19 protein-coding genes are annotated in these 26007 nt (G+C 53.7%); 17 read left to right on the forward strand and 2 right to left on the reverse strand.

The window, feature by feature from the left end:
* A partial coding sequence (locus Pan161_RS31325) for an ATP-binding cassette domain-containing protein (protein ID WP_390620724.1) occupies positions 1 to 301 on the reverse strand: 301 nt, incomplete at its 3' end.
* A gap of 43 nt (positions 302 to 344) precedes the next feature.
* The gene (locus Pan161_RS01910) at positions 345 to 1352 is read right to left on the reverse strand and encodes an efflux RND transporter periplasmic adaptor subunit (protein ID WP_145223917.1); all 1008 of its coding nucleotides are present in this window, start codon (positions 1350 to 1352) and stop codon (positions 345 to 347) included.
* A gap of 313 nt (positions 1353 to 1665) precedes the next feature.
* On the opposite strand from Pan161_RS01910, the gene Pan161_RS01915 reads away from it, so the two are divergent.
* The 17 genes from Pan161_RS01915 to tnpC all read left to right on the forward strand — a co-directional run bounded on the left by Pan161_RS01915 (position 1666) and on the right by tnpC (position 25590).
* The gene (locus Pan161_RS01915; RefSeq protein WP_145223918.1) at positions 1666 to 2199 is read left to right on the forward strand and encodes a HEAT repeat domain-containing protein; all 534 of its coding nucleotides are present in this window, start codon (positions 1666 to 1668) and stop codon (positions 2197 to 2199) included.
* A gap of 12 nt (positions 2200 to 2211) precedes the next feature.
* Positions 2212 to 4848 carry a plasma-membrane proton-efflux P-type ATPase gene (locus Pan161_RS01920; RefSeq protein ID WP_145223919.1) on the forward strand — a complete coding sequence of 879 codons (2637 nt, stop codon included), beginning with the start codon at positions 2212 to 2214 and terminating at the stop codon, positions 4846 to 4848.
* Between the two features lie 128 nt (positions 4849 to 4976).
* Complete coding sequence (locus tag Pan161_RS01925) at positions 4977 to 6170, forward strand: acetate/propionate family kinase (protein WP_145223920.1); 1194 nt, start codon at positions 4977 to 4979, stop codon at positions 6168 to 6170.
* A gap of 18 nt (positions 6171 to 6188) precedes the next feature.
* Entirely contained in the window at positions 6189 to 8558 is a 2370-nt protein-coding gene (locus tag Pan161_RS01930) for a phosphoketolase family protein (RefSeq protein ID WP_145223921.1), read from the forward strand.
* Positions 8555 to 11080 carry a plasma-membrane proton-efflux P-type ATPase gene (locus Pan161_RS01935; protein ID WP_145223922.1) on the forward strand — a complete coding sequence of 842 codons (2526 nt, stop codon included), beginning with the start codon at positions 8555 to 8557 and terminating at the stop codon, positions 11078 to 11080. The genes Pan161_RS01930 and Pan161_RS01935 overlap by 4 nt, the downstream gene beginning before the upstream one ends.
* 260 nt (positions 11081 to 11340) lie before the next feature.
* Positions 11341 to 12171 (forward strand): polyphosphate kinase 2 family protein, encoded by an 831-nt coding sequence (locus tag Pan161_RS01940; protein WP_145223923.1) that lies wholly within the window; start codon positions 11341 to 11343, stop codon positions 12169 to 12171.
* A gap of 158 nt (positions 12172 to 12329) precedes the next feature.
* Positions 12330 to 12476 carry a histidine phosphatase family protein gene (locus Pan161_RS31330; protein ID WP_390620725.1) on the forward strand — a complete coding sequence of 49 codons (147 nt, stop codon included), beginning with the start codon at positions 12330 to 12332 and terminating at the stop codon, positions 12474 to 12476.
* Between the two features lie 128 nt (positions 12477 to 12604).
* The gene (gene malQ / locus Pan161_RS01950; protein ID WP_145223924.1) at positions 12605 to 14188 is read left to right on the forward strand and encodes a 4-alpha-glucanotransferase; all 1584 of its coding nucleotides are present in this window, start codon (positions 12605 to 12607) and stop codon (positions 14186 to 14188) included.
* Complete coding sequence (tal, locus tag Pan161_RS01955; protein ID WP_145232476.1) at positions 14188 to 15276, forward strand: transaldolase; 1089 nt, start codon at positions 14188 to 14190, stop codon at positions 15274 to 15276. Before malQ ends, tal begins: the two co-directional genes overlap by 1 nt.
* Positions 15277 to 15321: 45 nt before the next feature.
* Positions 15322 to 16962 (forward strand): glucose-6-phosphate isomerase, encoded by a 1641-nt coding sequence (pgi, locus tag Pan161_RS01960; RefSeq protein ID WP_145223903.1) that lies wholly within the window; start codon positions 15322 to 15324, stop codon positions 16960 to 16962.
* Between the two features lie 95 nt (positions 16963 to 17057).
* A complete protein-coding gene (gene tkt / locus Pan161_RS01965) occupies positions 17058 to 19100 on the forward strand; it encodes a transketolase (RefSeq protein WP_145223925.1) in 2043 nt (680 codons plus the stop codon).
* Positions 19100 to 19555, forward strand: coding sequence for an RpiB/LacA/LacB family sugar-phosphate isomerase (locus tag Pan161_RS01970; RefSeq protein WP_145223905.1), 456 nt, complete (start codon positions 19100 to 19102; stop codon positions 19553 to 19555). The genes tkt and Pan161_RS01970 overlap by 1 nt, the downstream gene beginning before the upstream one ends.
* Before the next feature lie 834 nt (positions 19556 to 20389).
* Positions 20390 to 22093 carry an IS21 family transposase gene (gene istA / locus Pan161_RS01975; protein ID WP_145223926.1) on the forward strand — a complete coding sequence of 568 codons (1704 nt, stop codon included), beginning with the start codon at positions 20390 to 20392 and terminating at the stop codon, positions 22091 to 22093.
* On the forward strand, positions 22011 to 22721 hold the full coding sequence (istB, locus tag Pan161_RS01980; protein WP_145223927.1) for an IS21-like element helper ATPase IstB: 711 nt from the start codon (positions 22011 to 22013) through the stop codon (positions 22719 to 22721). Before istA ends, istB begins: the two co-directional genes overlap by 83 nt.
* A 211-nt stretch (positions 22722 to 22932) precedes the next feature.
* Positions 22933 to 23295, forward strand: a complete 363-nt coding sequence (gene tnpA, locus Pan161_RS01985) for an IS66 family insertion sequence element accessory protein TnpA (RefSeq protein WP_145109882.1) — start codon at positions 22933 to 22935, stop codon at positions 23293 to 23295.
* On the forward strand, positions 23292 to 23645 hold the full coding sequence (tnpB, locus tag Pan161_RS01990; protein WP_145108799.1) for an IS66 family insertion sequence element accessory protein TnpB: 354 nt from the start codon (positions 23292 to 23294) through the stop codon (positions 23643 to 23645). The genes tnpA and tnpB overlap by 4 nt, the downstream gene beginning before the upstream one ends.
* Positions 23646 to 23784: 139 nt before the next feature.
* Complete coding sequence (tnpC, locus tag Pan161_RS01995) at positions 23785 to 25590, forward strand: IS66 family transposase (protein WP_145223928.1); 1806 nt, start codon at positions 23785 to 23787, stop codon at positions 25588 to 25590.
* The last annotated feature ends 417 nt before the right edge of the window (positions 25591 to 26007 follow it).

Here is a 26007-nt window from a genome sequence, read left to right on the forward strand (position 1 = left end):
CGATGTGGGCCTGGAGAGACAAAGCATCGAGGGTGGTCTCCATTCCAAGCACTGTGATTTTGCCAGTATCCGGAAAGAGCAATCCTGCGGCCATCCGCATGAGAGTGGTCTTTCCGGCTCCATCAGGGCCAATCAATCCAGTCACCATCCCTCGAGAAACTGACAAGCTCACTGAGTTGAGAGCCTGCGTATTCCTAGGGGAAGCTGGGAAACTTTTACTGACGTTATCGAAGAGCACTACTTGCTGACTGAGATTCTTGCCTAGCATTTCCAAGTTGTTACTCGCTGTTATGTCATCCATCTTCTGGCGACTGGCGATCCAGTTCCATTTGAAGTAAATTCGACTAATTCGGTGACTGGCTGATAAGTTTTATCTTGACGGTGGCTGGCATTCCAAGCCGAAGTTCGCTTTTTGGATTCTTCACAAACACGCGGACTTGATATACCAGCTTGGTACGCAGCTCAGCAGTTTCGACAGGCTTGGGGGTGAACTCTGCCGTTGGTGAGATAAACCCGACCCACGCTTCATATTCTTTTCCAGGAAAACTATCGGTTACAACGACAGCCTTCATCCCATCGTGGATTTTTCCCAAGTCCGGCTCAGATACATATGCTCGCACCCACACTGGATCAACTAATGCAAAAGTGAAGACAGGTTTTTGTGGCGAAGCCATATCGCCGACTTCCAGAATGCGTTCTTGTATAATTCCACGTGATGGTGCATAGAGTGAAGCATCTTTAAGATCGTGTTTTGCCTGTGCAAGTTCTACTTCCATCCCTTTGAGCTCTGCTTTGGCTTCAGCAATGTCTTCTTTGCGAGGCCCGGCCTTTGCCAGATCGAGGGATGCTTGCAGAAGCTGGACGTTCGCTGCTGCTGAGTCACGCTTTGACTTCACATCATCGACTTCCTGCTGAGCGACTGCTTTCTTTGCCCTTAAGGCCAGAACTCGCTTCAAAGTTACATCTGCATCATCATATTCAGCCTTCGCTGATAAAAGCGAGGCTTCAGCCTGGCGAAGTTCTTCTGGTCGCGTACCTGCTTCGAGCCGGGCTACGACCTGTTGTTGGATCTCGATCTGAGCTTTCGCGCGCGCCACTTGCAATTCAAATCGTTCCAGTTCCAATTCCGCCAGGAGTTGTTTTTGCTCGACAAAATCGCCCTCTTCCACAAGAATTCGTCCGACTCGCTCGCTACCGTTGATCGCCAACTCCACCTGACGGATATCGACATTTCCGTACAACACGAGTGTGTCATCATTGGTGTCATGCTGACGTGCCTTCCAATACCAATATCCACCGGCTACGCCACCTGCAAGAGTAACGATGATTATGACACGAATGATTGTTTTCATGAGTCATGCAATTCTTTCTAATAATTATGATATCAGAACTAATCATCCTACTAAGACCAAAGCTGATTGTCCATCTGTGGAGATTTGAAATAGGCTAGTTCTAATTTAGGAATTATTCTTAAGTTCTTATTACAATGTGGAGGGAAACGTAAAAAGGAATTCATCTGATTCTCAACAGAAAATAAATACCGACGAATTCAATCATTGAGCAGGCTTATTGCGGGTCTTGATGTACTTTTTTTGCTGTTGAAGGTACAATCCATTCTATGCAGGAGAGTATGGAAATAGAGGACACACATCAGGAGACAAACATATGACAGACGAAGCTAATCAAGCATCATCGCAATCTGGTTCCGATAATGCTCAAATTACTGAATGGATACAACTGCTTGGCAGTACAGACAGCGAGGAGCGACAAACTGCACGCCGTCATTTAGCCAATACGGGGGAATTTGCAGTTCCCGCGCTCATCACTGCCTTGGGCGACTCTTCCGAAATGCTCCGATGGGAAGCAGCGAAGACACTGGGTGAAATCCGATCCCCATCAGCGATCCCTGCTCTTATAGAAATGCTGAAAGAAGACTTTGGAGTTAAATGGGTGGCGGGTGACGCATTGATTGCGCTGAGTGAGACCGCAGTCCCACCGTTGCTGAAAGCATTAATCCACGAAACCGGATTGATCAGAGACGGCGCATGTTATGTTTTGCACCATTTAGCTGGCGAAAACGATAATCTTCGTGAGACACTGAGGCCTGTCGTTGAAGCCCTGAAGTCGCTGGACTCATCTCTTATGGTACCAGTTGAGGCTGAAAAAGCACTCTCGCAACTTTCAGAACCCGGATTATAAAAAGCATGAGACATGTCAAACCAATTGGATTTCAAGGAGCTCTCTGCTGACGAAGTGGTTGAAAAGCTTCAGGTTAATCCATCTACGGGACTCATGACGGAGCAGATTGGATCGCGTCAGCAGCAATACGGATTCAACGAAATTCCTGAAAAAGAAGAAACTCTTCTCAGTCGCATTCTGAAGCGGTTCTGGGGACCAATTCCATGGATGATCGAGATCGCCGGGATCCTTTCAGCTGCTGTTGGCAAGTGGGAAGATTTTGGGATTATTATGATCCTGCTGTTGGTCAATGTTGTGATTGACTTCCGGCAGGAAGCAAAAGCGATCAGTGCATTGAAGCTGCTCAAAGAGAAGCTTGCTCGTTTGGCGCTCGTATTACGAGACGGGCGTTGGAGCGAAATTCCGGCACGCGAGCTTGTTCCCGGCGATGTCATCAAACTACGGATCGGCAACGTCATACCGGCGGACGTCACTCTGATTGATGGTGCGTATCTCCAGGTGGACCAGTCTGCGTTGACTGGTGAATCAGTACCGGCCGACAAAATGACGGGGGATATTGCCTACGCGAATTCAGTCATCAAGATGGGAGAGATGGTTGCAGTTGTTACCGGAACCGGTTTGAACACGTTTTTCGGACATACGGTTGAGTTGGTCGCTCAGGCTGAGAAACATGAACACAGCCACCTTCAGAAGGCAGTAGTCAACATCGGGAACTATCTTATTCTGATAGCCGGAGTGATGGTCGTGCTGATCATTTTTGTCGGGTTGTACCGACACGACTCACTAATGGAGATCCTACGTTTTTCACTCGTACTGACGGTTGCATCAATTCCAGTGGCATTGCCAGCTGTACTTTCGGTGACAATGGCCGTCGGAGCGATGCGGTTGGCGCAACACCAGGCGATTGTCAGCCGACTGGTGGCTATTGAGGAACTGGCGGGTGTCGACATTCTCTGTTGCGACAAAACCGGGACATTAACGAAGAACCAGATGAAACTGGAAGAGCCCGCTCTTTTCAACAACTTCACACGCGATGATGCGCTGTTTTATGCGGCACTCGCCAGCCGAGTAGAAAATAATGATCCATTGGAATCGCCAATCTTTCAGGCCGTGCAACATTCTCATATCCAGCAGCGTCTGTCTGATTGTGAACAATTAGATTTCACTCCTTTCGACCCGGTCAGAAAGCGGACAGAAGCCACGATTAAATTCGGAGAAGATAGCAGTCGTATTGTGACCAAGGGGGCTCCACAGGCTGTTCTTGCTCTGTGTGATGATGCGGTAGTTGATGAGACTGTCATCAGGCAAGTGGAGCAGTTTGCACATAATGGGTATCGCACGCTCGGTATTGGTGTCCGTTCACCAGATGAGTCCACATTCCACTTTGTTGGATTGCTGCCGTTTTATGACCCACCGCGGGACGATTCTGCTGAAACGATCGCTACTGCGAAACGATTGGGCCTCGATGTTAAAATGATTACCGGTGACAACCTTGCCATCGCACGTCAAATCGCCGAGATTCTTGGAATTCAGGGGAAAATCCGTAATCACACAGAACTCAGCGAAGAGAGACCAACCGAGTTATTGTTAATTGCCGATGTTGTGACTGAAACGCTCTATGGTCGGTTGAAGCCCGATGCAACATCTGACGAAGTGCGTGCTGTGGCCGAGGAAGTCGTAAATCGACTGGAAGAACAGTTGCGAGATGTCCGTCCGCACAATGGGTTCGTGCGACGTCATGAATCGGAGATCGTTCGGCTGATTGAAGAAACTGGCGGCTTCGCACAGGTATTTCCCGAAGACAAATATCAAATCGTTGATCGGCTGCAATTGAACGATCATATAGTGGCTATGACAGGTGACGGAGTTAACGACGCGCCAGCGCTAAAAAAGGCAGATGCTGGCATTGCAGTCTCCGGGGCGACCGATGCTGCCCGCGCTGCAGCGGATATCGTGCTATTACTTCCCGGTTTGTCAGTCATTATCAATGCAATAGAAGAATCCAGACAGATTTTCGGCCGAATGAAAAGCTATGCGATCTTCCGTATTGCAGAAACACTGCGTGTCATCCTATTTATGACGTTGGCCATCACAGTGTTCAACTTCTACCCCGTGACAGCTATCATGATCATCATCCTTGCGCTGTTAAACGACATCCCGATCATGGCGATTGCCTATGACAATGCAAAAATCGAACCACATCCCGTGCGGTGGAACATGCGTGAAGTTCTGACAATCGCCTCGGTCCTGGGGCTGGCCGGCGTTGCCTCGTCGTTCCTCTTATTTTTCATTCTAGAGGAAATGCAGTTTTCAAGGGGACTTATGCAGGCCATTCTGTTCCTCAAGCTCGATGTTGCCGGGCATTCCACAATCTATGTAGCCCGTACTGGCGAACGGCATTTCTGGGAGCGCCCCTTTCCCTCATTGAAACTATTAATCCCTGCGTTGTCCACGCGTATTGTTGGAACTTTGATTGCCTGTTACGGTATCTTTATGGAGCCAGTGGGCTGGAAGATGACAGGTTACATCTATCTATATGCAACAGTCTGGTTTGTCTTCAACGATTTTCTGAAAGTTGCTGTGTACCGAATGCTGAATCGTACTAAATGGCTGCTGGTCCGCGAGCACGTTCATGAGATAATAAAATGAGCATGATATGGCTCGTATTTTAAACTGAAGACGAACTGAAAGAACTACAAAATGAGCCGCTAGGGACTGCACGTCCACATGCGCAAAACTAACTTCGTTCGGATTGCAGAATGACGAAGGAGTCACCTATGAAACTATCTAACGCACGCATCCTGACGATCAATGGCGGCTCGTCGAGTATCAAGTTTGCGTTGTTCGAGCCTGGTCACTCGCTCCAACGCATTCTGGAGGGAGGAATTGATCGGATTGGACTAGCGGATGCCACTCTGCGTGTGAAAGTCTCGAATCAGGCGGACTCCATTTCGCAGCCATTATCGGCGCCAGATTACATGGCCGCGGTGGAGACTCTGATGGACTGGATCGAGGAATACTGCGGGGGCGAATCTTTGACCGCGATGGGACATCGCATCGTGCATGGCGGGCCGAACTATCGTGATCCGCGGCGTATCACTGCGGACATAATTGAGGAACTGCACCGGCTCAGTCCCTTCGCTCCCGAACATCTGCCGGAAGAGATTCTGTTGATTGAGGCAATTCAGCGTCGATTTCCCGATCTTCCCCAGGTGGCATGTTTCGACACGGCTTTTCACCATGAGTTACCACGCGTGGCCCGGGTGTTGCCGATCCCCCGACGCTATGAAGCCCAGGGAGTACGGAAGTACGGCTTTCATGGATTGTCCTATACGTTTCTCATGCAGGAGTTGGCTCGTCTGGACGGACCGAAAGCGGCACAAGGTCGAGTGATACTTGCGCACCTCGGCAATGGAGCCAGTTTGGCGGCGGTGCATCGCGGCAAACCCGTGGACACGAGCATGAGTTTCACTCCGACTGCAGGCGTGCCGATGAGTACTCGTTCCGGTGACATCGATCCCGGACTTGCTTGGTATCTAGCACGCACTGAGGGTCTCGATGCAAAGCAATTCAACGAGATGGTCAATTTTAAGTCCGGTTTGCTCGGCGTGTCGGAAACCAGTTCTGACATACGTGACTTGCTCGAACTTGAAACGCAGGACGTGCGGGCGGCTGAGGCGGTCGCGCTGTTTTGCTACCATGTCAAGAAATGGATCGGCGCATTTGCGGCAGCCTTGGGGGGATTGGACACATTGGTATTTGCTGGGGGAATCGGCGAAAATTCGCCACTGATTCGAAAGCGGATCTGCGAAGGACTCGGTTTTCTCGGTATCGAATTAAATGAAACGTACAATGCGGAAAATACGCTGCTGATTTCGCCGGACACAACCCGTGTCGCAGTGCGAGTCATTCGCACAAATGAAGAACAGGTGATCGGCGAGACGGTTTGCCACGTTCTAGGTCTTAGTTGAAAAAAGGCGAATAGAACGATGAATACAAAAACGCTTTCTCCAGAATTGCTCCACAAGATGGATGCCTACTGGCGCGCTGCAAACTATTTGTCAGTCGGCCAGATTTATCTTTTTGATAATCCACTGTTGAAGCGGCCGCTGATGCTAGCGGATGTAAAACACATGTTGCTGGGACACTGGGGTACGACTCCCGGGCAGAATTTCATTTACGTGCACTTGAACCGGGTTATCAACGAATATAATCTCAATATGATTTACGTCTCCGGTCCTGGACATGGCGGTCCGGCTGTCGTCGGCAACACTTATCTTGAGGGGACTTACAGCGAGATTTATCCCGATATCAGCCAGGATGAAGCCGGATTGCGGAAGCTGTTTATCCAGTTTTCGTTTCCTGGAGGCATTCCGAGCCACGCATCGCCAGAGTGCCCGGGCTCAATTCACGAAGGCGGCGAGCTGGGTTATTCGCTCAGCCATTCATTCGGGGCGGTGTTCGATAACCCCGATCTGATTGTCGCCTGTGTTGTCGGCGATGGCGAGGCGGAAACCGGACCTCTGGCCACGGCGTGGCATTCCAACAAGTTTCTCAATCCAGCCACCGATGGTGCGGTGCTACCAATTCTGCATTTGAACGGTTACAAGATCGCCAACCCAAGCGTCCTCGCCCGCATTGAGCATGAGGAATTAGAACAGTTGCTCTGGGGTTACGGGTGGACGCCTTACTTCGTTGAGGGACACGAACCTGAGTTGATGCATGAGGCCATGGCCGCAGCGCTCGACATCGCAGTGCAGCAGATCAAAATATTTCAGCGGGACGCCCGTATCCACGGCAATTTGGCACGTCCCCGCTGGCCGATGATTGTTCTCAAATCGCCTAAGGGTTGGACAGGGCCAAAGATAGTTGATGGCCTTCAGGTTGAAGGCACCTTCCGTGCGCATCAGGTGCCGCTCTCCGACCCTGCTACTCATCCCGAGCATCTGAAGCTGTTGGAAGACTGGCTGAAGAGTTATCGACCGGAAGAACTCTTCGATCAGCAGGGCCGCTTGAAACCGGAACTGGCGGAACTGGCTCCCTGTGGCGAACGACGTATGGGCGCAAATCCCCACGCCAACGGAGGCATGCTGCTCCGCGACTTGCGGATGCCCGAATTCTGTGAGTACGCGGTCGACGTTCCCTCGCCAGGGGTGCGCGGCATTGGTGATACGCATGTGCTCGGACCTTTTGTGCGCGATGTGGTGAAACTAAACAGCAAACAGCGAAACTTCCGGGTTTTTGGGCCTGATGAAACGCTTTCGAACGGTCTGGAAGCTGTCTTTGATGTGACCAATCGCCAATGGGACGCCGCGACACTGCCGAACGACGAATTCCTTGCGCCCTCCGGTCGGGTGATGGAAATGCTCAGTGAGCACCAGTGTGAAGGCTGGCTTGAGGGCTACCTGCTGACCGGGCGGCATGGACTCTTCAACTGCTATGAGGCGTTCATTCACATTATCGATTCGATGTTCAATCAGCATGCGAAGTGGCTGAAGGTGACGTCGCACCTCCCCTGGCGACGGAAAATCGCTTCGTTGAATTATCTGCTGGCTTCGCATGTCTGGCGCCAGGATCATAACGGCTTTACCCATCAGGACCCCGGTTTCATCGATCATGTCGTGAACAAGAAAGCGGAGATTGTACGTGTTTACTTTCCACCTGATGCGAACTGTCTACTCTCAGTGATGGACCACTGTCTGTGCAGCCGTCATTATGTCAACGTTGTCGTCGCAGGCAAACATCCGGCTCCACAATGGCTGACGATGGATGCTGCTGTCAAACACTGCTCCGAAGGCATCGGCATCTGGCAATGGGCTAGCAACGATCAGGCCGTTTCGCCCGATGTGGTCATGGCCTGCTGTGGTGACGTTCCCACGCTGGAGACACTTGCCGCCGTCTCCCTGATGCGCGAACATCTGCCCGAACTGAAAATCCGGGTGGTTAATATTGTCGACCTGATGAAGTTACAGCCGCCAACAGAGCACCCGCACGGATTGAGCGATATGGATTTCGACGAGCTCTTCACCAAGGACAAGCCGATCATCTTCGCCTTTCATGCCTACCCATGGCTGATCCACCGGTTGACCTATCGCCGCACCAACCACGACAACATCCACGTCCGTGGCTATAAGGAAGAGGGTACCATCACAACGCCTTTCGATATGACGGTTTTGAACGACCTGGACCGCTTCCATCTTGTGATGGATGTCATTGACCGTCTCCCGCAGACCGGTGATAAAGGTATCTACCTAAAGCAGCAGCTCAAGGACAAGCTCATTGAGCACAAGCAGTACATCAACAAGCACGGCCAAGACATGCCGGAAATCCGGGACTGGAACTGGGGAGATCACAAATGAATGCGCAATCTAATAAAGACCTGCCCAAGGGGGCCAAATCGAAGCCCGACGCAAAAGACGATCTGAAATCCCTGCCTCTGCCGGAAGTAGAAAAAAAACTGGAATCATCGCCGGACGGACTCACGCAAGGCGAGGCGGAGAAACGGCTGGCCCACTATGGTCCGAACGAGATTACAGAAAAAGAGACCAGTCCGCTGCTGCAATTCCTGAGCTACTTCTGGGGGCCAATCCCGTGGATGATCGAGGTGGCCGTGATCCTGTCGGCGGTGGCCCAGCATTGGGCGGATTTTTTTATTATTCTTATTCTCTTACTGGCCAACGCCGTTGTAGGGTTCTGGGAAGAACATCAGGCGGGCAATGCCATCGCCGCACTCAAGGCCAAGCTGGCGATCAAGGCCCGGGTGAAGCGTGACGGGAAGTGGATTACCCCGGCGTCGCGTGAGTTGGTACCGGGTGATGTGATCCGTGTGCGTCTGGGCGACATCGTGCCAGCGGATGCGCGCTTGCTGGAGGGGGACGCGATCGAAGTAGATCAATCTGCGTTGACGGGAGAGTCGTTGCCCGCCACACGCACATCTGGCGAGGCGGTATTTTCCGGTTCGATTGTCCGACAGGGAGAAATGGGCGCCATGGTTTATGCCACGGGGGCAAACACTTACTTCGGTAAGACGGCACAACTGGTACAGGAAGCGCACACGACCAGTCACTTCCAACGCGCGGTGCTGAAGATCGGCAACTACCTGATCATCCTCGCGTCAGTACTGGTAGCGATCATCATCCTGGTCGGAATCTTCCGTGGCGAACCGCTGCTCTCCGCGGAACCTCCACAGACCCCCGTCCTCCTGTTCGCTCTCATCCTGACGGTCGCGGCCATTCCCGTGGCCATGCCCACTGTACTGTCGGTGACCATGGCTGTCGGCGCACGTCTATTGGCTCGGAAGGAAGCGATTGTCACCCGTCTGGCCGCCATCGAGGAATTGGCGGGCATCGATATACTCTGCTCAGACAAGACTGGCACCCTGACGCAAAACAAGCTGACGTTGGGCGACCCGTTCAGCGTGAACGGCACCCCAATTGAAGAAGTGATTCTCAATGCCGCACTGGCATCTCGCGAGGAAAACAACGACACCATCGATCTGGCTGTTCTGGGTGGCCTGCAAGACAAGGATTCATTAAAGGCTTATGAGGTGATTCATTTTCAGCCGTTCGATCCGGTTCATAAACGCACCGAAGCCACTATCAAGGGTAAGGACGGAATCGAATTCCGAGTGACCAAGGGCGCGCCGCAGGTGATTCTAGCTTTGTCGGTCAATGCTGCGCAGGTGACGTCCGCCGTCGACGAGGCCGTCAACGAATTCGCGGCGCGCGGCTTCCGTTCCCTGGGCGTGGCGAGGGTAGATCAGGAAGGCCAATGGCAGTTTCTCGGCGTGTTGCCTTTATTTGATCCACCGCGCGAGCAGGCCAAAGCGACGATCGCAGCGGCGAAAGAGATGGGTGTGAGCGTCAAGATGGTGACAGGCGATGCACTGGCCATCGCTCGGGAAACAGCCAGTAACCTGGAGTTGGGGAACAACATCCTTGATGCCAGCGGTTTCGGCGAAACCAAAAAGTACGAGACAGGGCAGTTAGCGGAGTCCATCGAGAAAGCAGACGGCTTCGCCCAGGTCTTCCCCGAACACAAGTTCCATATAGTAGATGTCCTGCAGCAGCGCGGCCATATCGTCGGTATGACGGGCGACGGAGTGAACGACGCCCCTGCACTGAAGAAAGCCGATTGCGGCATTGCCGTCTCCGATGCGACAGATGCGGCCCGCGCAGCGGCGGACATTGTACTAATGACGCCCGGCTTGTCGGTAATCATTGATGCAATCAAAGAGAGTCGGAAGATCTTTCAGCGAATGAACAGCTATGCGATTTACCGCATAGCCGAAACGATTCGCGTCCTGTTGCTGATGACGCTTTCCATCCTGATCTTCAAGTTCTACCCGGTCACAGCGGTGATGATCGTGATGCTGGCGTTGCTCAACGACGGTGCTATCCTGTCGATTGCATATGACAACGTGCGATATAAGAGGACCCCGGAGGCCTGGGACATGCGGATGGTGCTGGGCATCGCCACGGTCTTGGGGGTGACGGGCGTGCTTGCATCGTTCGGGCTATTTTATCTGGGAGAACGCGTGTTCCATCTCGATTGTGAAGTGATCCAGTCGTTGATTTACCTGAAGCTCTCCGTGGCGGGACACCTGACGATTTTTGTCACGCGCACACGCGGTCCGTTCTGGACAATACGTCCCGCGCGGATTCTGTGGGTAGCCGTGCTCGGCACGCAAATCTTGGCAACTCTGATTGCCGTGTATGGAGTGTTCATGGCGCCCCTCGGCTGGGACTGGGCGTTGTTCGTCTGGGGGTATGCCCTGGCGTGGTTCCTAGTGAATGACCGTGTGAAACTGCTAGCGTATCGAGTGTTTGATCCAACCGCCGCCCCCCTGTTGGCAAAGTATCCTGATGAAGTTTCAAGATGACAAAACGGAGCAAAGTAATGGAACTGAGGAGATATGTTTTAAGGTCCCCAGAGACTCCTTTTGTCTCGCCATCGGTTTGCGATCAGAATGACAGCATTCCTGTTCGCCGCTGTCATTGGCGGGTTCCTGACCCCAGTGTTCACCAGATTCTCCACGGATTCCATCGCTAACAGAGTGATCATAATGAGCCGAATGAGCCGAATGAGCAACATTTTAGAGGGACTGATTAAACATCACACGGTATCGAAAGGAAGGTAAGAATGAACCAGCTGCAACAGTTTCAAGTAGTGCCCAAAGCCATGATCAAACTAAAAGACATCGACTCGGGTTTCAAAGATCACCACGAGAGTCACAAGGAAGCGACCGGGGAGATTGAGCTACTCCAGAGCAGGCTGCGCGAACTGCAGGAGTTGCTCTACGCGGATGGACGGTCTTCCCTCCTGATCTGCCTGCAGGGGATGGACACGGGTGGCAAAGACGGGACGATTAATCACATCCTGGCTGCGATGAATCCCCAAGGCTGTCGTGTGGAGGGATTCCGGCAGCCTTCTGCTCACGAATTATCGCACGACTTCCTGTGGAGGATTCACCAGGCCGCACCAGCCAGAGGGGAAGTGGCTATTTTCAACCGCTCTCACTACGAGGATGTGCTCATCGTCCGTGTTCACAATTTGGTCCCACAAGCAGTTTGGTCCCGACGTTACGACCAAATTAATGCGTTCGAGAACAGCCTCGTCGAACACGATACGCACATTCTCAAGTTCTACTTGCACATCTCCAAAGAAGAGCAACTGAAACGCTTCAAAGAGCGACTGGATGACCCCACGAAACAATGGAAGATCAGCGAGGCCGACTACAAGGAGCGACTCTATTGGGACGATTACATAGCAGCCTATGAGGAGGCTTTGTCTCGTTGTAGCATGGAATACGCGCCCTGGTTCGTCATTCCTGCCGACCACAAGTGGTTCCGTAACCTCGCCGTGGCCCGGATCGTGGTTGAATACCTGGAAGGACTAAATATGCAGCGTCCCGAACCCAGGGTTGATCTGGAGCACATTCGCCGCGAGTACCACGCAGCAAAGGAGTCATGAGCGTTGAAATGGAACTTACCGAAAATAACCAGACTAAGGATTTTTAAATTGACGAAACGCAGCAGCCGTGCTCGCGCCATTGTGGAATCCGCTGCTGACATCTGGATCGCGAAATCGTACCAGGTTTATGAAAATGTGAAGGGGACGATGATCCGGCAATGAACGACGAAATTCAGCCACTTCCTCTGATTTATCTCACTCGACATGGTGAGACGTCCTGGAGCATCTCATGCCAGCACACTGGCTTGACCGATCTGCCGCTACCACCACGACAGGCACGATCCTGTCATCCGACTTTGGAATGATTGTGGTCACGTAGGCAATTAAGGGAGAAATAAGTTATGATAGTTCATCCGTTGACCGATCAGCGGGGTCTATTCACCAATAGCACCATCACCGTGGTACGAATTCTGGCCTCGACACAAGGAAGACTATGAGCGAAAGCAGCCATCCAACAAGTCTATCCCCATTTTCACCGAATTATCGTGCTTCCGGCGTGTTGTTGCATGTCACATCGCTGACCTCGCCGTATGGTATTGGTGATATGGGGCCGCAGGCGCGGGCCTGGGTTGACCGTCTCCAAGAAGCAGGGCAAACTTGGTGGCAGATCTTGCCACTGGGCCCGACAGGGCATGGCAATTCACCGTATCAACCTCTGTCTTCTTTCGCCGGTAACTGGCTCCTGATCAGTCCAGACGACCTGATCGCGGACGGACTGTTACGGGCGAGCGATGTTGCCGGGCACTGCTTCTCAAAATCTACCGTCGACTACGATGCAAGCATTTCGTTCAAATGCCAGTTGCTCGAAACTGTCTGGACCAACTTCAACAATGTTGCCGGACATGTCCTGCTGCCCGCCTTTGAGCAATTTTGTTACGAGGAGCAGCACTGGCTGGATGATTATGCCTTGTTCCAGGCGCTGCAAGATTTGCATCACGGTGCGTGTTACCTCAAGTGGCCGACCGAACTGGTCCGACGGGACCCGGCTGCCCTAGTCCAGGCACAGCGCGATCTGGCGAACCAAATCGATCAGGTTCGCCTGGCACAGTTCCTGGTGTTTCGTCAAGCGAATTGCCTGAAGGAATATGCCCATGCCAGGGGCGTTCACTTGATTGGTGACCTGCCTTTTTTTGTTTCACCCGACTCAAGCGACGTCTGGGCTCATCCGGAACTGTTTCTGCTCGACGAATATTTACGGCCGCGCTTCGTTGCCGGTGTCCCTCCCGACTACTTCAGTGTTCAAGGCCAACTCTGGGGCAACCCCGTCTATGACTGGGATGCGATTCGTCGGACCGGCTACCGGTGGTGCATCGACCGCGTGCGTGCATTACTGACTCATGTGGATCTGATTCGCCTGGATCATTTTCGTGGTTTTGCCGCCGCCTGGCACATAGCGGCAGGGGCTTCGACGGCCTTATCGGGCCAATGGGTACCCGGGCCGGGTAGTGAGTTCTTTCATGCGGTCCAGCAAGACCTCGGCGGTCTACCATTCATTGCGGAGGATCTGGGGATCATCACGCCGGACGTGGGGATCCTCCGCGATCAGTACCACCTGCCTGGAACACGCGTCCTCCAGTTCGCCTTTGATGGCGAACCTGATAACCCGTACTTGCCTGACAATTATGTTTCGAATACCATTGTGTATACTGGTACCCATGACAACAACACCACGCGCGGGTGGTACGATACACTGTCCGGTGATCAACGACAAAATGTATGTCAATATCTGCAACGTCCTCATGTCGAGGGCAGCGAAGTCACAGCATTATTGTTACATCTGGCGTGGTCTTCTGTGGCGGCGCTCGCGGTGACTCCTCTGCAGGATTTGCTCAATTTAGGGAGTGATGCCCGGATGAACGTACCTGGTCACTCCGAAGGAAATTGGCGATGGCGCTGCACAACAGACATGTTGTCGGGGCCAACCTTCCAATGGTTGCGGGAATTAACGACAATAACAAATCGACTACCCGTATTTCAATCAACTCCTGAGTCCCCACCAAATTCGGAGGTAATATGATGAAAGCAACTCAAAAACTCCACGATCTGGGACAAAGTCTCTGGCTCGACAATATTACGCGCGAACTGCTCACCAGTGGAACGCTCCAGCGCTACATCGACGAACTTTCGGTGACCGGGTTGACCTCGAATCCAACGATTTTCGATCAGGCCATCAAGAGCAGTAAATCATACGATGCCTCGATCCACGCAAAGCTTAAAAAAGGTGAGGCGGGAGAGCAACTATTTTTTGAACTCGCGCTCGATGACATCACTCAGGCTGCTGATCTGTTTCGACCGGTTTGGGAGAAGACGAACGGCGTGGATGGGTGGGTTTCCCTGGAGGTGTCGCCGCTTCTCGCATATGACACTACCAGTACTCTAAAAGCGGCCAAGGATCTACATGCTCGCGCGGGGCGACCGAATGTTTTGATTAAAATTCCCGGCACCAAAGAAGGCCTTCCGGCGATCGAAGAGGCGATTTTCTCCGGAATCCCTGTCAACGTCACGCTGCTGTTCTCGAGTGAGCACTATGTAGCTGCTGCCGAGGCTTACCTGCGGGGCATTGAACGACGGATTGACGCGGGCCTTAATCCTGACGTCGGTTCCGTAACCTCATTATTCATCAGCCGCTGGGACCGTGCCGTAATCGACAAGGTCCCCGAATCACTGCAAAACCAGTTGGGCATCGCTATCGCCCAGCGCAGCTACAAAGCATATAGAGACTTGCTGAATTCGCCACGGTGGCAACGTGCCTGTAACGTTGGTGCCCGGCCGCAACGATTGCTCTGGGCAAGTACAGGGACTAAAGACCCTAATGCCTCTGACATTTTGTATATCAAGTCCCTTGCATCCCCTTTTACGGTGAATACGATGCCGGAGCAAACTTTGATCGCTTTTGCTGATCATGGTGAATTAGACCAGATGCTTCCGGTAGATGGCGGCGACTGCGAGGCTGTTTTAACGGAGTTTGCCAAGTTTGGAGTCGATAACAGCGCCCTGGCCACCCAGCTTCAGGATGAAGGAGCAAAGTCATTCGTGAAGTCCTGGAACGAACTCATGGCGGAAATTTCTGACAAAAGTGACTCACTTGTGAATGCCGATCAATGAAATTCATGACTTACGACTTAAACCGAAACGAATAGGTATACGAATATGACGATCAGTGCCCCATCACTTTCAGAGTGCGCGGCGTGGAAGAGCCTCGAAACCCACTATGAGGAGGTCCAGAACCTGCATCTCCGGAAGCTCTTTGCCGACGATCCCGCGCGCGGCGAGCGGTTGACGGTCGAGGCTCTGGGGCTCTATCTCGACTACTCGAAGAATCGTATCACTGATGAAACCTTCAAGCTTCTGTTGGAGCTGGCAGAAGAAACGGACTTGCGCGCACGGATTGACGCCATGTTTCGGGGTGACAAAATCAATCTGACAGAAAACCGGGCTGTTCTGCATGTGGCTTTGCGGGCACCAAAAGGGGCAAGCATTCTTGTGGACGGCGAAAATGTGGTTCCCCAAGTTCACGCCGTACTAGACAAGATGGTTGATTTCTCAAATCGGGTCCGGTGCGGCGAGTGGCTGGGCCACACCAGCCAGCGGATCCGCAACGTCATCAATATCGGTATCGGCGGCTCTGACCTCGGGCCGGTGATGGCGTACGAAGCACTCAAGTTTTACAGCGACCGCAATATAACTTTCCGGTTCGTTTCCAACGTCGACGGCACCGATCTGGCGGAAGCAACTCGCGACCTCGATCCGGCAGAAACATTGTTTATCATTTCCTCAAAAACCTTTACCACATCGGAAACGATGACCAATGCTCACAGTGCGCGCGACTGGTTGCTGGAAGGTCTCGGCGGTGATACAAAAGCGGTCGCTAAGCATTTTGTCGCCGTTTCGACGAATGCCACGAAAGTTTCGGAGTTCGGCATCGATACCGGAAATATGTTCGAGTTCTGGGACTGGGTCGGCGGACGCTATTCCATGGACTCAGCAATTGGTCTTTCGACGATGCTGGCGATTGGCTCTGAGTACTTTCTGGCGATGCTGGACGGCTTTCATCAGATGGACGAGCACTTCCGCACGGCGCCGTTCGAACAAAACTTGCCGGTGCTTTTAGGTCTGTTGACAATCTGGTACACCGACTTCTTCAACGCACAGACCGTGGCCATCCTGCCTTATGAACAGTATCTGAAGCGATTCCCGGCCTATCTGCAGCAATTGACGATGGAGAGTAGCGGAAAACATGTCACGCTCAATGGGACCCACGTTGATTACGACACCGGGCCGATTTACTGGGGTGAACCAGGCACCAACGGCCAGCATTCATTTTACCAGTTAATTCATCAGGGCACCCGGCTCATCCCTTGCGACTTCATCGCGTTTGGCCAACCACTCAACCCGCTCGGGCGGCATCACGATATGCTCCTGGCGAACGTCTTCGCTCAAGCTGAGACGCTGGCCTTTGGTAAGACGTCCGAGCAGGTCCAGGCGGAGGGCACGGCGGACTGGCTTGTGCCTCATCGGGTATTCGAAGGCAACCGCCCGTCGAACACGATCCTCCTTGAGCGACTCACGCCGGAAACACTCGGTAAGCTGATCGCGCTCTACGAACATTCAGTTTTCACCCAGGGCGCTATCTGGAATATCGACTCGTTCGACCAGTGGGGTGTCGAGCTCGGCAAGGCGATGGCTCAGCGTATTACTCCGGAGCTTGAGAGCCAGACAGAACCAGAACTCAATCACGATTCCTCAACGAATTGTCTCATTCGTTGCTACAGGAAGCTTAAGAAGAACTGAGAGCTTTCTGGATTTGATCAGTTACTGCGTCCGCAGCGTTTGTGTGTGCAGTGAATAAAACTAATTTAAAATCGAATTTTTAAAGGCTGTTACATATGACCCCCTCCGCTATTTCTCCAGAGTCTCTAGATGAGCTTTGTGTTAATACGTTACGTCTTCTGGCGGTGGATATGGTGCAGAAGGCTGGATCAGGCCATCCGGGCCTGCCACTGGGGTCTGCCGCTATGGCCTATACTTTGTGGGACCGCTTTCTCCGGTTCAATCCGGCCGATCCGAACTGGCCTGACCGCGATCGCTTTGTGCTCTCAGCCGGCCACGGCAGCGCGCTACTCTACGCGATGCTTCATGTTACCGGATTTGATCTGCCACTGGATGAACTGAAACGCTTTCGGCAGTGGGGCAGCCGAACCGCGGGGCATCCGGAGCACGGAATGACTCCGGGAGTGGAAGCCACCACCGGTCCGTTGGGTCAGGGGTTTGCCAACGCTGTCGGGATGGCGATTGTTGAGACCCATCTGGCGGCCCGGTTCAACCGGCCGGATCACACTATCGTGGATCACTTTACTTACGTCCTCGCCAGTGACGGCGACCTGATGGAAGGCATCTCCTCGGAAGCCGGTTCCCTGGCCGGCCACCTCGGGCTGGGGAAGTTAGTCGTCCTATATGCCGACAATCACATCACGATCGAAGGGGACACGGAACTCACCTTCACCGAAGACCGCGGGGCTCGCTTCGCTGCCTTCGGCTGGCAGATCCAGCATGTCGCGGATGGCAACGACCTCGCGTCCGTCGCTCATGCGATTCAGGCAGCGCGGGACGAGAAAGACCGGCCTTCGCTGATCGCCGTTCGCACACACATCGGCTATGGAAGCCCGCACAAGCAGGACTCTGCAGCGGCCCATGGCGAGCCTTTGGGCGAGGATGAAGTGCGTCTGACCAAGGAGCGTCTGGGCTGGCCGACAGAATCATCTTTTCATCTCCCCCCGGACGCCCTGGACCATTTCCGGCAGGCAGTCACCAGGGGAAAGACATGGCAGGCTGAATGGGCGGCTTGTTTTGAGGCGTATGGGAAGGCGTATCCCGATCTGGCCCAGGAGTTCGACCGGGTCATGCGCGGAGAGCTTCCTGCAGGCTGGGACGCAGCCCTGCCGACTTTCCCGTCAGAGAAAGGGCCGCTGGCAACCCGTGCCGCATCGGGTCAGTGTATTAACGCTCTTGCACCGGGCTTGCCCGAGTTGATGGGCGGTTCCGCCGACCTGGCCCCCAGCACACAAACGTTCATGGAGGGGGTCGGCACCTTTCAGTCGAATGAGCGAGCGGGACGGAACATGCATTTCGGCATCCGCGAGCACTCCATGGGGGCGATCCTCAACGGCATGGCGCTGCACCACGGACTTATTCCCTACGGTGCCACATTTCTGATTTTCAGCGATTACATGCGACCACCTATCCGGCTGGCGGCGATGAATCATCTGCCGGTGATTTACGTTTTCACCCACGACAGTATCGGTATGGGTGAGGACGGTCCGACTCATCAACCGGTCGAGCAACTCCTCTGTCTGCGTTCCATTCCAAGTCTGTTTGTTATCCGTCCTGCCGACGCCAACGAGACCGTTGCCGCCTGGCGTATCGCCGTTGGTCGCCGGAATGGTCCGGTGGCGTTGGTGTTGACCAGACAGAAACTCCCTGTCCTTGATCCGAATGATTATCAGAGTGTCCCGGTTGGGGTATCGCACGGCGGTTATGTTCTGGCGGACGCTGCCGGGGATGAAACCCCCGATCTGATCCTCGTGGGGACGGGGTCTGAAGTTCATCTTGCACTGGAAGCTCGGAAGGTTCTGGCCGGTGAAGGAGTCCGCGCACAGGTTGTCAGCCTGCCCTGCTGGGAATTGTTCATGACTCAACCGGAGACACACCGGCATCAGGTCATCATCCCCGGTGTACCTCTACTTTCCATCGAGGCCGGCTCGACTTTGGGTTGGGAGTCATATTTTAGCCCCCAGACCGCCGCGATCGGCGTCGATCACTTTGGTGCATCGGCGCCGGGAGAGGTCGTGATGCGGGAATACGGTTTCACAGTCGAAAACGTCTGCGAGCGGGCGAGGGCCTTGCTGCAGCAACCGAAGGAGAGGCGATAATGCGTATCGGACTGGCCGCCGACCATGGCGGATTTGCGCTCAAGGGAGAGATCATCGCGTTCCTGCGGGATGCGGGCCATGAGGTGGTAGACTTCGGCGCACGCGACTTGACGCCCGAGGATGATTACCCTGATTACATCGTGCCTCTGGCACGGGCAGTGGCAAAAGGCGAAGTCGAACGGGGAGTTGCATTCTGCGGCAGCGGCGTCGGTGCGTCCATCGCTGCTAACAAGGTGCCCGGTGTTCGTGCTGGACTGATCCACGACGGCTACTCCGCCCACCAGGGAGTCGAGGACGACGACATGAACGTTCTCTGTCTGGGTAGTCGCGTGATTGGCGTTGAACTCGCCAAAGAACTGGTACACTTCTTTCTGAATGCGAATTTCAGCGGTTATGAGAGACACCGACGAAGATTGGATAAAGTTGCCGCGCTGGAACGTGAAAATCTCCTTTGAAGATCGAATGACCAAGCGAGTCGTCGCTGGTCGAAAAACGTAATGCTGATTGTAAAGGTTTCGTCTGCATCTGGCAGTGGGTTGGGGCCAATGTGTTGGCTTTTGTTATTTCATCTGTAACGGTTTTCTACTTGAGTATTTTGTGTGGTGGCGTTTGTCGTGCTGCTGATCGCCACGTTTAACAAGCTGCATGCAAAATAATGGTGTGTTTCACGACCCACCTGTGATGTGATCTGTTAAGTATTCTCATGAAAAGATAGCACCAGAGCGTGCTCCGGTGGGTTTAAATAGTCGATTCTGAAAGCCGTAGCCAAGTTCATGCTTTGAAGTGCTCGACTCATTATGCGAACGACTGCATAGTCAACAGAAACACGACAAGCAGAAATTGTACAATCTAGACAAGCCAGAGGTCGTCTGAATCAGCAAGGAAAAGGCTTACAAGCGTTGCGAAATTCGGTCAGGAAGTATTCTATTGCGATAAGCCATTGGGGAAACTGGACTGTGGACGTTCAGTTGTGCTAAGACAATCCGTACGATGGGCCATATACTCTGTTCGGCATTGGACAGGGTAGAAGCTAATAGGGGAGTGAAAGTGAGTGATGCGTAATTGGACAAGGGGTATCGCGGTCATGGCCACGCTGGGGAAGCGACTATACATATTGCGGGGAGTAGCAACCGGGGTGTGAGTCGGACGAAGCAGAAACGCCTTCGTCATCGCTGGAGATTGGCGTGCAAAGCGGACCCACTTTGGGGGAGTTATTGGCGCGTAAAATGGACCCATCGTAGCAAGTTCCTGATACTGGAGGCTTTTGACCTTCAGTTTCGGGGTGAAGGATGCTTACGGTGGACGATTACGGACGTATACGGCGTGCTCATCGCGACGGGATGAGCATCCGGGAAATCGCTCGGACATTTCATCATTCACGGCGAAAGATCCGCGAAGTATTACACGGTGCAGGGCAACCGCAACAATATTCGCAGCGCCAGACTCAGGCGGCTCCCCGACTGGGCCCCTTCCATGAGACCATCCGACAGATTCTCGCCGATGATGAATCGCAACCACCCAAACAGCGGCACACAGCACAACGAATCTTTGAGCGACTGCGGGACGAGCACGGCTATCTCGGCGGTTACGATGCAGTTTGTCGATTCGTGCGGAAGCACCGAACCAATAAACGTGAAACATTCATCCCGCTTGATCACCAACCGGGCCAACGGCTGGAAGCCGACTTCGGCAAGATTTATGTCGATTTTCCCGACGGACGACGACGGGTTTCAGTGTTGATTCTGGTCTGGTCGTATTCCAACGCCCCCTTTGTGATCGCTCTACCGACGGAACGGACCGAAGCGATTCTGGAAGGCATGGTGCAGGCGTTCGAGTATTTTGATCGCGTTCCCAAAGAAGTCTGGTGGGACAACCCGAAAACGGTAGCCGACGCGGTGCTCAGCGGGCGGAGTCGCAAAATCAACCAACGTTATGCAGCCCTGGCAAGTCATTATGTCTTTGAACCACTGTTCTGCCTGCCGGCCAGCGGGAACGAAAAACCGGTCGTTGAGAATCGCGTGAAGACGTTGCAGCGGAAATGGTCGACTCCGGTTCCCAAGATGGAAGATTTCGAGGAACTCAACAACTATCTTCGGCAATGCTGCCTCCAGGAACAGCAGCGTCTCAGTAGTGGTAAGACAGAAACCATCGGCACACGATTGGAACAGGACAAACAAAACGCCGCCGGGTTGCCCAGGCACCGCTTTGATCCGTGCATCCGCCGGGAAGTAAAGGTCAACAAGTATCAGTTCGCCCGGTTTGAGAACGTGGATTACAGCGTGCCGCGACAGTGTGCGTTTCAGACGGTGAGCGTCAAAGGTTACGTTGACCGTGTGGAAATGGTCTTTAAGGGAACTGTGGTGGCAACCCATCAAAGAAGCTATGAGAAAGGGTGTCAGATTCTTAACCCGTTGCATTACCTCGCAGCTTTGGGGCGGCGACCGGCTGCGTTAGATCATTCCAACGTCTACCGTCAGTGGAAGCTACCGCCGGTGTTTGACGAACTTCGCGAACGGCTGGAAAACCGGCATGGCTTATGTGCGGGAGCAAAACAATATGTACGAGTGCTACAGCTATTGTCCGCACATCCAGTCCAGCGCGTCCAGAAAACCATCGAACAGTTGCGTGGCCCCGAAGGAGCGGATGCCGACCGGATCATTCGCCGGGTCAAACGCAGTACCGCGCATGCCCGCAATCAGCCTGATTTCTCTCCGGCAACTCTGAGCAAAGAAGAATTGAGTCGTCCGGAGGTCTTGTCGGTACAGGTTCCCTGTCCGAGCCTGAACCATTTTGATTTGTTTCTTTCTACGTCAACACAAGGAGATCATCGTGCCCCCACAAACAATACAGAAGAAAAACGATCCGAATCTACTGCTGCAGAGCAATCTCAAGCAGTTAAGGTTACCGGCCATGAATGCGGAGTTCGAGAAGTTGGCCCACGAAGCGGCCAACTCAAATCAGACGTTCGAGCAATATCTGCTGCAGTTGACTGAACTGGAAGTGGCGGCACGGTCCACGAATGCGCTGACCAGCCGGATCAAACAGGCTCAGTTCCCAGTGGAAAAAGGGCTGGAAGATTACGACTTCGCGGCCATGAAATCAGTCAACAAACAGAAGGTGTTGGAGCTGGCCCGTGGTGAATGGGTCCGGCAACATACCAATCTCTGTCTGCTTGGTCAGCCGGGAACGGGCAAAACCCATCTGGCGATTGCACTGGGCCTGGCCGCCTGTCGTGAAGGAATCCGAACGAAATTCTTCACCGCTGCGGCACTCGTCAATCAACTGGAAACCGCGCAACAGCAATACAGTCTGGAGCGTCTCCTGAACAGGCTCGACAAGCTCGATCTGCTGATTGTCGACGAGCTGGGTTATCTGTCTTTCAGCCGTGCTGGTGCGGAACTACTGTTCCAGGTGTTTGCTGATCGTTATGAAAGACGAAGTCTGCTGATCACCAGCAACCTCGCCTTCAGCGACTGGGGCCAGATCTTTCAGGGCGAACGGATGACGGCAGCACTTTTGGATCGATTAACGCACCATTGTGAAATATTTGAGATGAATGGTGAAAGCTATCGGTTCAAAGAGTCGATGAAACAAAAGAAGCCACCTCGCAAAAAAGCCTGAGTCGCTTCCACACTTTGGCATACTGACCACCACGTTACCCCACGTGGTTAACCCAACCCCAGGTGGGTCCCATTTCCGCGCCAAAGTGGGTCCGCTTTACACGCCAATCTCCACATCGCAGTGCGGCGGAGCCGTAACCGTACATCAGAACCATTGTAGGCGCAGGGTTTAGAATCTCGGGTTTCCTCACGTTTCCCATACAGGAGATCCCATGGTCCAAAACAATTCGAGTGAAACCGCCCAAGTCTGGGCAGACCGACTGGAGCGATTCGACCAGGCTGAAATCACCGTCGCGCAGTTCTGCCAAAACGAAAACGTCTCAAAAGCGTCCTACTATTACTGGCGGCGGAAGGTCCGCGGCCGGCGGAAGATCCGCGGTACCACCAGGAGAGACCATCAACGGCTTCGCGACAGCACGTCTGCCCCTCCTCGACAGACTGCCAGAAAGCCGGCAGGTTTCCTGCCCGTCACGCTTGCAGCGTCCTCACCGGCCACTGTCATGGCCGTCGATCTGCCGGGCGGCATTCGCATTCGATTCGAGATCCCGTCCTGTAGCCAGGAGGCCCGCTCATGATGGGCTTGCCCAGCGGCACGCCCATCTACCTTTGCACCGAGCCGGTAGATTTTCGCAACGGCTTCGACGGTTTAACCGGCATTGTCACCGCGACGCTGGGTCAGAACGTCCTCAACGGTTCTCTATTCCTGTTTGTGAACCGCCGGCGCGATCGCATCAAAGCCCTGTGGTGGGAGACCGGCGGACTGACGTTATGGTACCGGCGGCTTGAGCAAGGTACCGTTGAGCTGCCCAGCCCCGAAGACGACAAAACCCATGTGACCATCGATTCGGTCGAACTGGCCATGTGGATCGCCGGCGTTTCGCTGAAGTCGTCCAGGCACAGAAGAAAGCGAATGGCTGCGGTCTGAGTCGCAACCTCATCAAACCAGCCTTCGGCAAACCGGCCTGGCGAGAATCTATTTCGCGGGCCGGTTTTTGTTGGGATTCACTTTTTTTTATCGATCATCGGGTAGTGTGAAAAGTCCGAATTCTTATAATGTGCTCATTATGGTTGATGAATCACTTCCCAACGACATCCAAGACTGCCATCGCCTGATTGCGATATTGCAAAGGCAAGTCGATGACGGGCAACAAAAGATCAATCAACAAGCGACCCAGCTTTCACTCAAGGACAAGCTGGTCGAAGAACAGGCCCACTCGGTCTTGCAGCTCAAGGACAACCAGGACCAGCTCAATGAGAAAGTCACCGAGCTGAACCTGACGATCGAGAAACTTCTTAAACAACTCTACGGCCGTAAGAGCGAACGGCGAATCGACGGTGCCGGTCAGTTGCTGCTGGACCTGGGCGAGGAAGTCACGCCCGAAGTGGTCAGCGCGCTCGAAGAAGCGATCCGGCTCGCTGAACAGATTGCCCAGGGCGCCGAAGAATCGAGCCGAAAGTGCAAACCCAGGCGCCCGCAACGCGACGACCGTAAGTTCCCCGCACACCTGCCGCGTTATGAGAAACTCGTTGACCTTCCCAAGGAACAACGCGAGGGATTGAAACTGATCGGCTACGATGAAGTCGAAACACTTGAATTGATCCGCAGTGAACTGCGCGTGCGGGTGACCAGGTATGCCAAGTACGCGCACCCAGCGGACAAAACCCAAGGCATCCTCAGTCCTGAGCGGCCGACCGGACTGGTCGAGGGCCATCGTTTCGATCCATCGATCGGTGTGGAAGTCGTGGCGGCGAAATACTTCTATCATCTCCCGTTTTACCGCCAGCAAGACCTGTTCGCCGGCAGTGGCTGGACCCCCAGTCGCAGCACGCTGCAAAACATCGAAGCGGGTGTTGAGTTTGCACTTCGTCCGCTGGCGGCGCACCTGCGCAGTTATCTGAAACAGGATCAAACGATCGGTTGCGACGACACCGGCGTGTTGTTGATCACTCCCGCCGCGATGCCGGATCTGTCCCAGCATCCCCGCGGGCAGCGGATCGGCGAGGTGCTGGAAACCGCGATCGCCGCTGGCAAGCCCAGCATCAACGCAAAGATGTGGGGCTATTACGCCTCGCGTCTTCCGGTGGTGGCGTTTGACTTCACGGTCAGTCGTCACCGGGACGGACCGGATGAAGTGCTCGGAGATTTCGCGGGTAACCTGATCGGAGATTGCTGGTCGGGTTTTCAGAAGATCGAGGTTCGAAGTGGCTCACGGATTACGTTCGCGGCGTGCTGGGCGCATGCGCGTCGTAAGATTGACGAGTGCCGCAGCGCGTTCCCGCTCCAGGTCGCTCAGCTCGAATCGTGGATTCGGATGCTCTACGACATCGAGGACCAGATCCAGAAGCTCAATGCGTCCCAGCGGCTTGCCCGTCGCCGCAGCCTGTCGCGTCATGTACTGGGTCTGATCGAAGAGTACTTGTCCGGCGAAGAGATGTCGCCGGGTCGTGTATTACCCAAAAGCAATCTTGGTCAAGCCGCTGCGTACGTGCGTCGTCACTGGGAGGCCTTGTCGCGATTTATCGATGACGCCTCGATTCCGATTGACAACAACGATTGCGAACAACTGATGAAACGTGTGGCCACGGGTCGCAAGAATTGGATGTTCAAAGGATCGGTGTTCGCTGGTGATCGAGCGGCGAACCTGATGACGATCGTGGGCACGGCGATTCGTAACGACCTGGACGTAGCTGCTTACCTGCACGACGTGTTGCAGCGTGCCCTTGACGGCGAGACGGACTGGGCCAGGCTTGCGCCGCACGCCTGGAAAGCGGAGCACCCCGAATCGATTCGAACGTACCGCCAGGACGAGCGTCGCCAATCCGCTGACCGCAAACGCAAGCGTCGAGCCCGACGACGACTCGGTAAATAATCAACCACAGCGAAGCGACTGGTTCTGGTGTACGGTTACGCGGAGCCGGTGAATAGTCACATGAACTCAAATGCGCGTCTGAAACGCTGCTTCCTCATGGTCTATCAACACAATGAGGAGTTTTTTAAAGACGACCATTTAACTGCGTGATTGACAATCAATAGTTTGGTAATCTGAAAGTATTCATAACCAGATTTTCTGCTTTGCCAGTGATGTGCTTATTACCGCATAGCCTTAAGCGCGTGGCAAATCATGATCGTAGGAGAACGACAATGGAGTGACTGTTAACATCATAATAAGGGGTTTCCAAAGTTATTGATGGTTTCTCAACAATATCTTCGGGTGTATCGAGCGATGTATCTATCACTCTCATCCATTGACCTGCAAAGCCTTCGTGGATCCCAAACTTTAATGTTT

The organism is Gimesia algae, assembly GCF_007746795.1.
Taxonomy (GTDB): Bacteria; Planctomycetota; Planctomycetia; order Planctomycetales; family Planctomycetaceae; genus Gimesia; species Gimesia algae.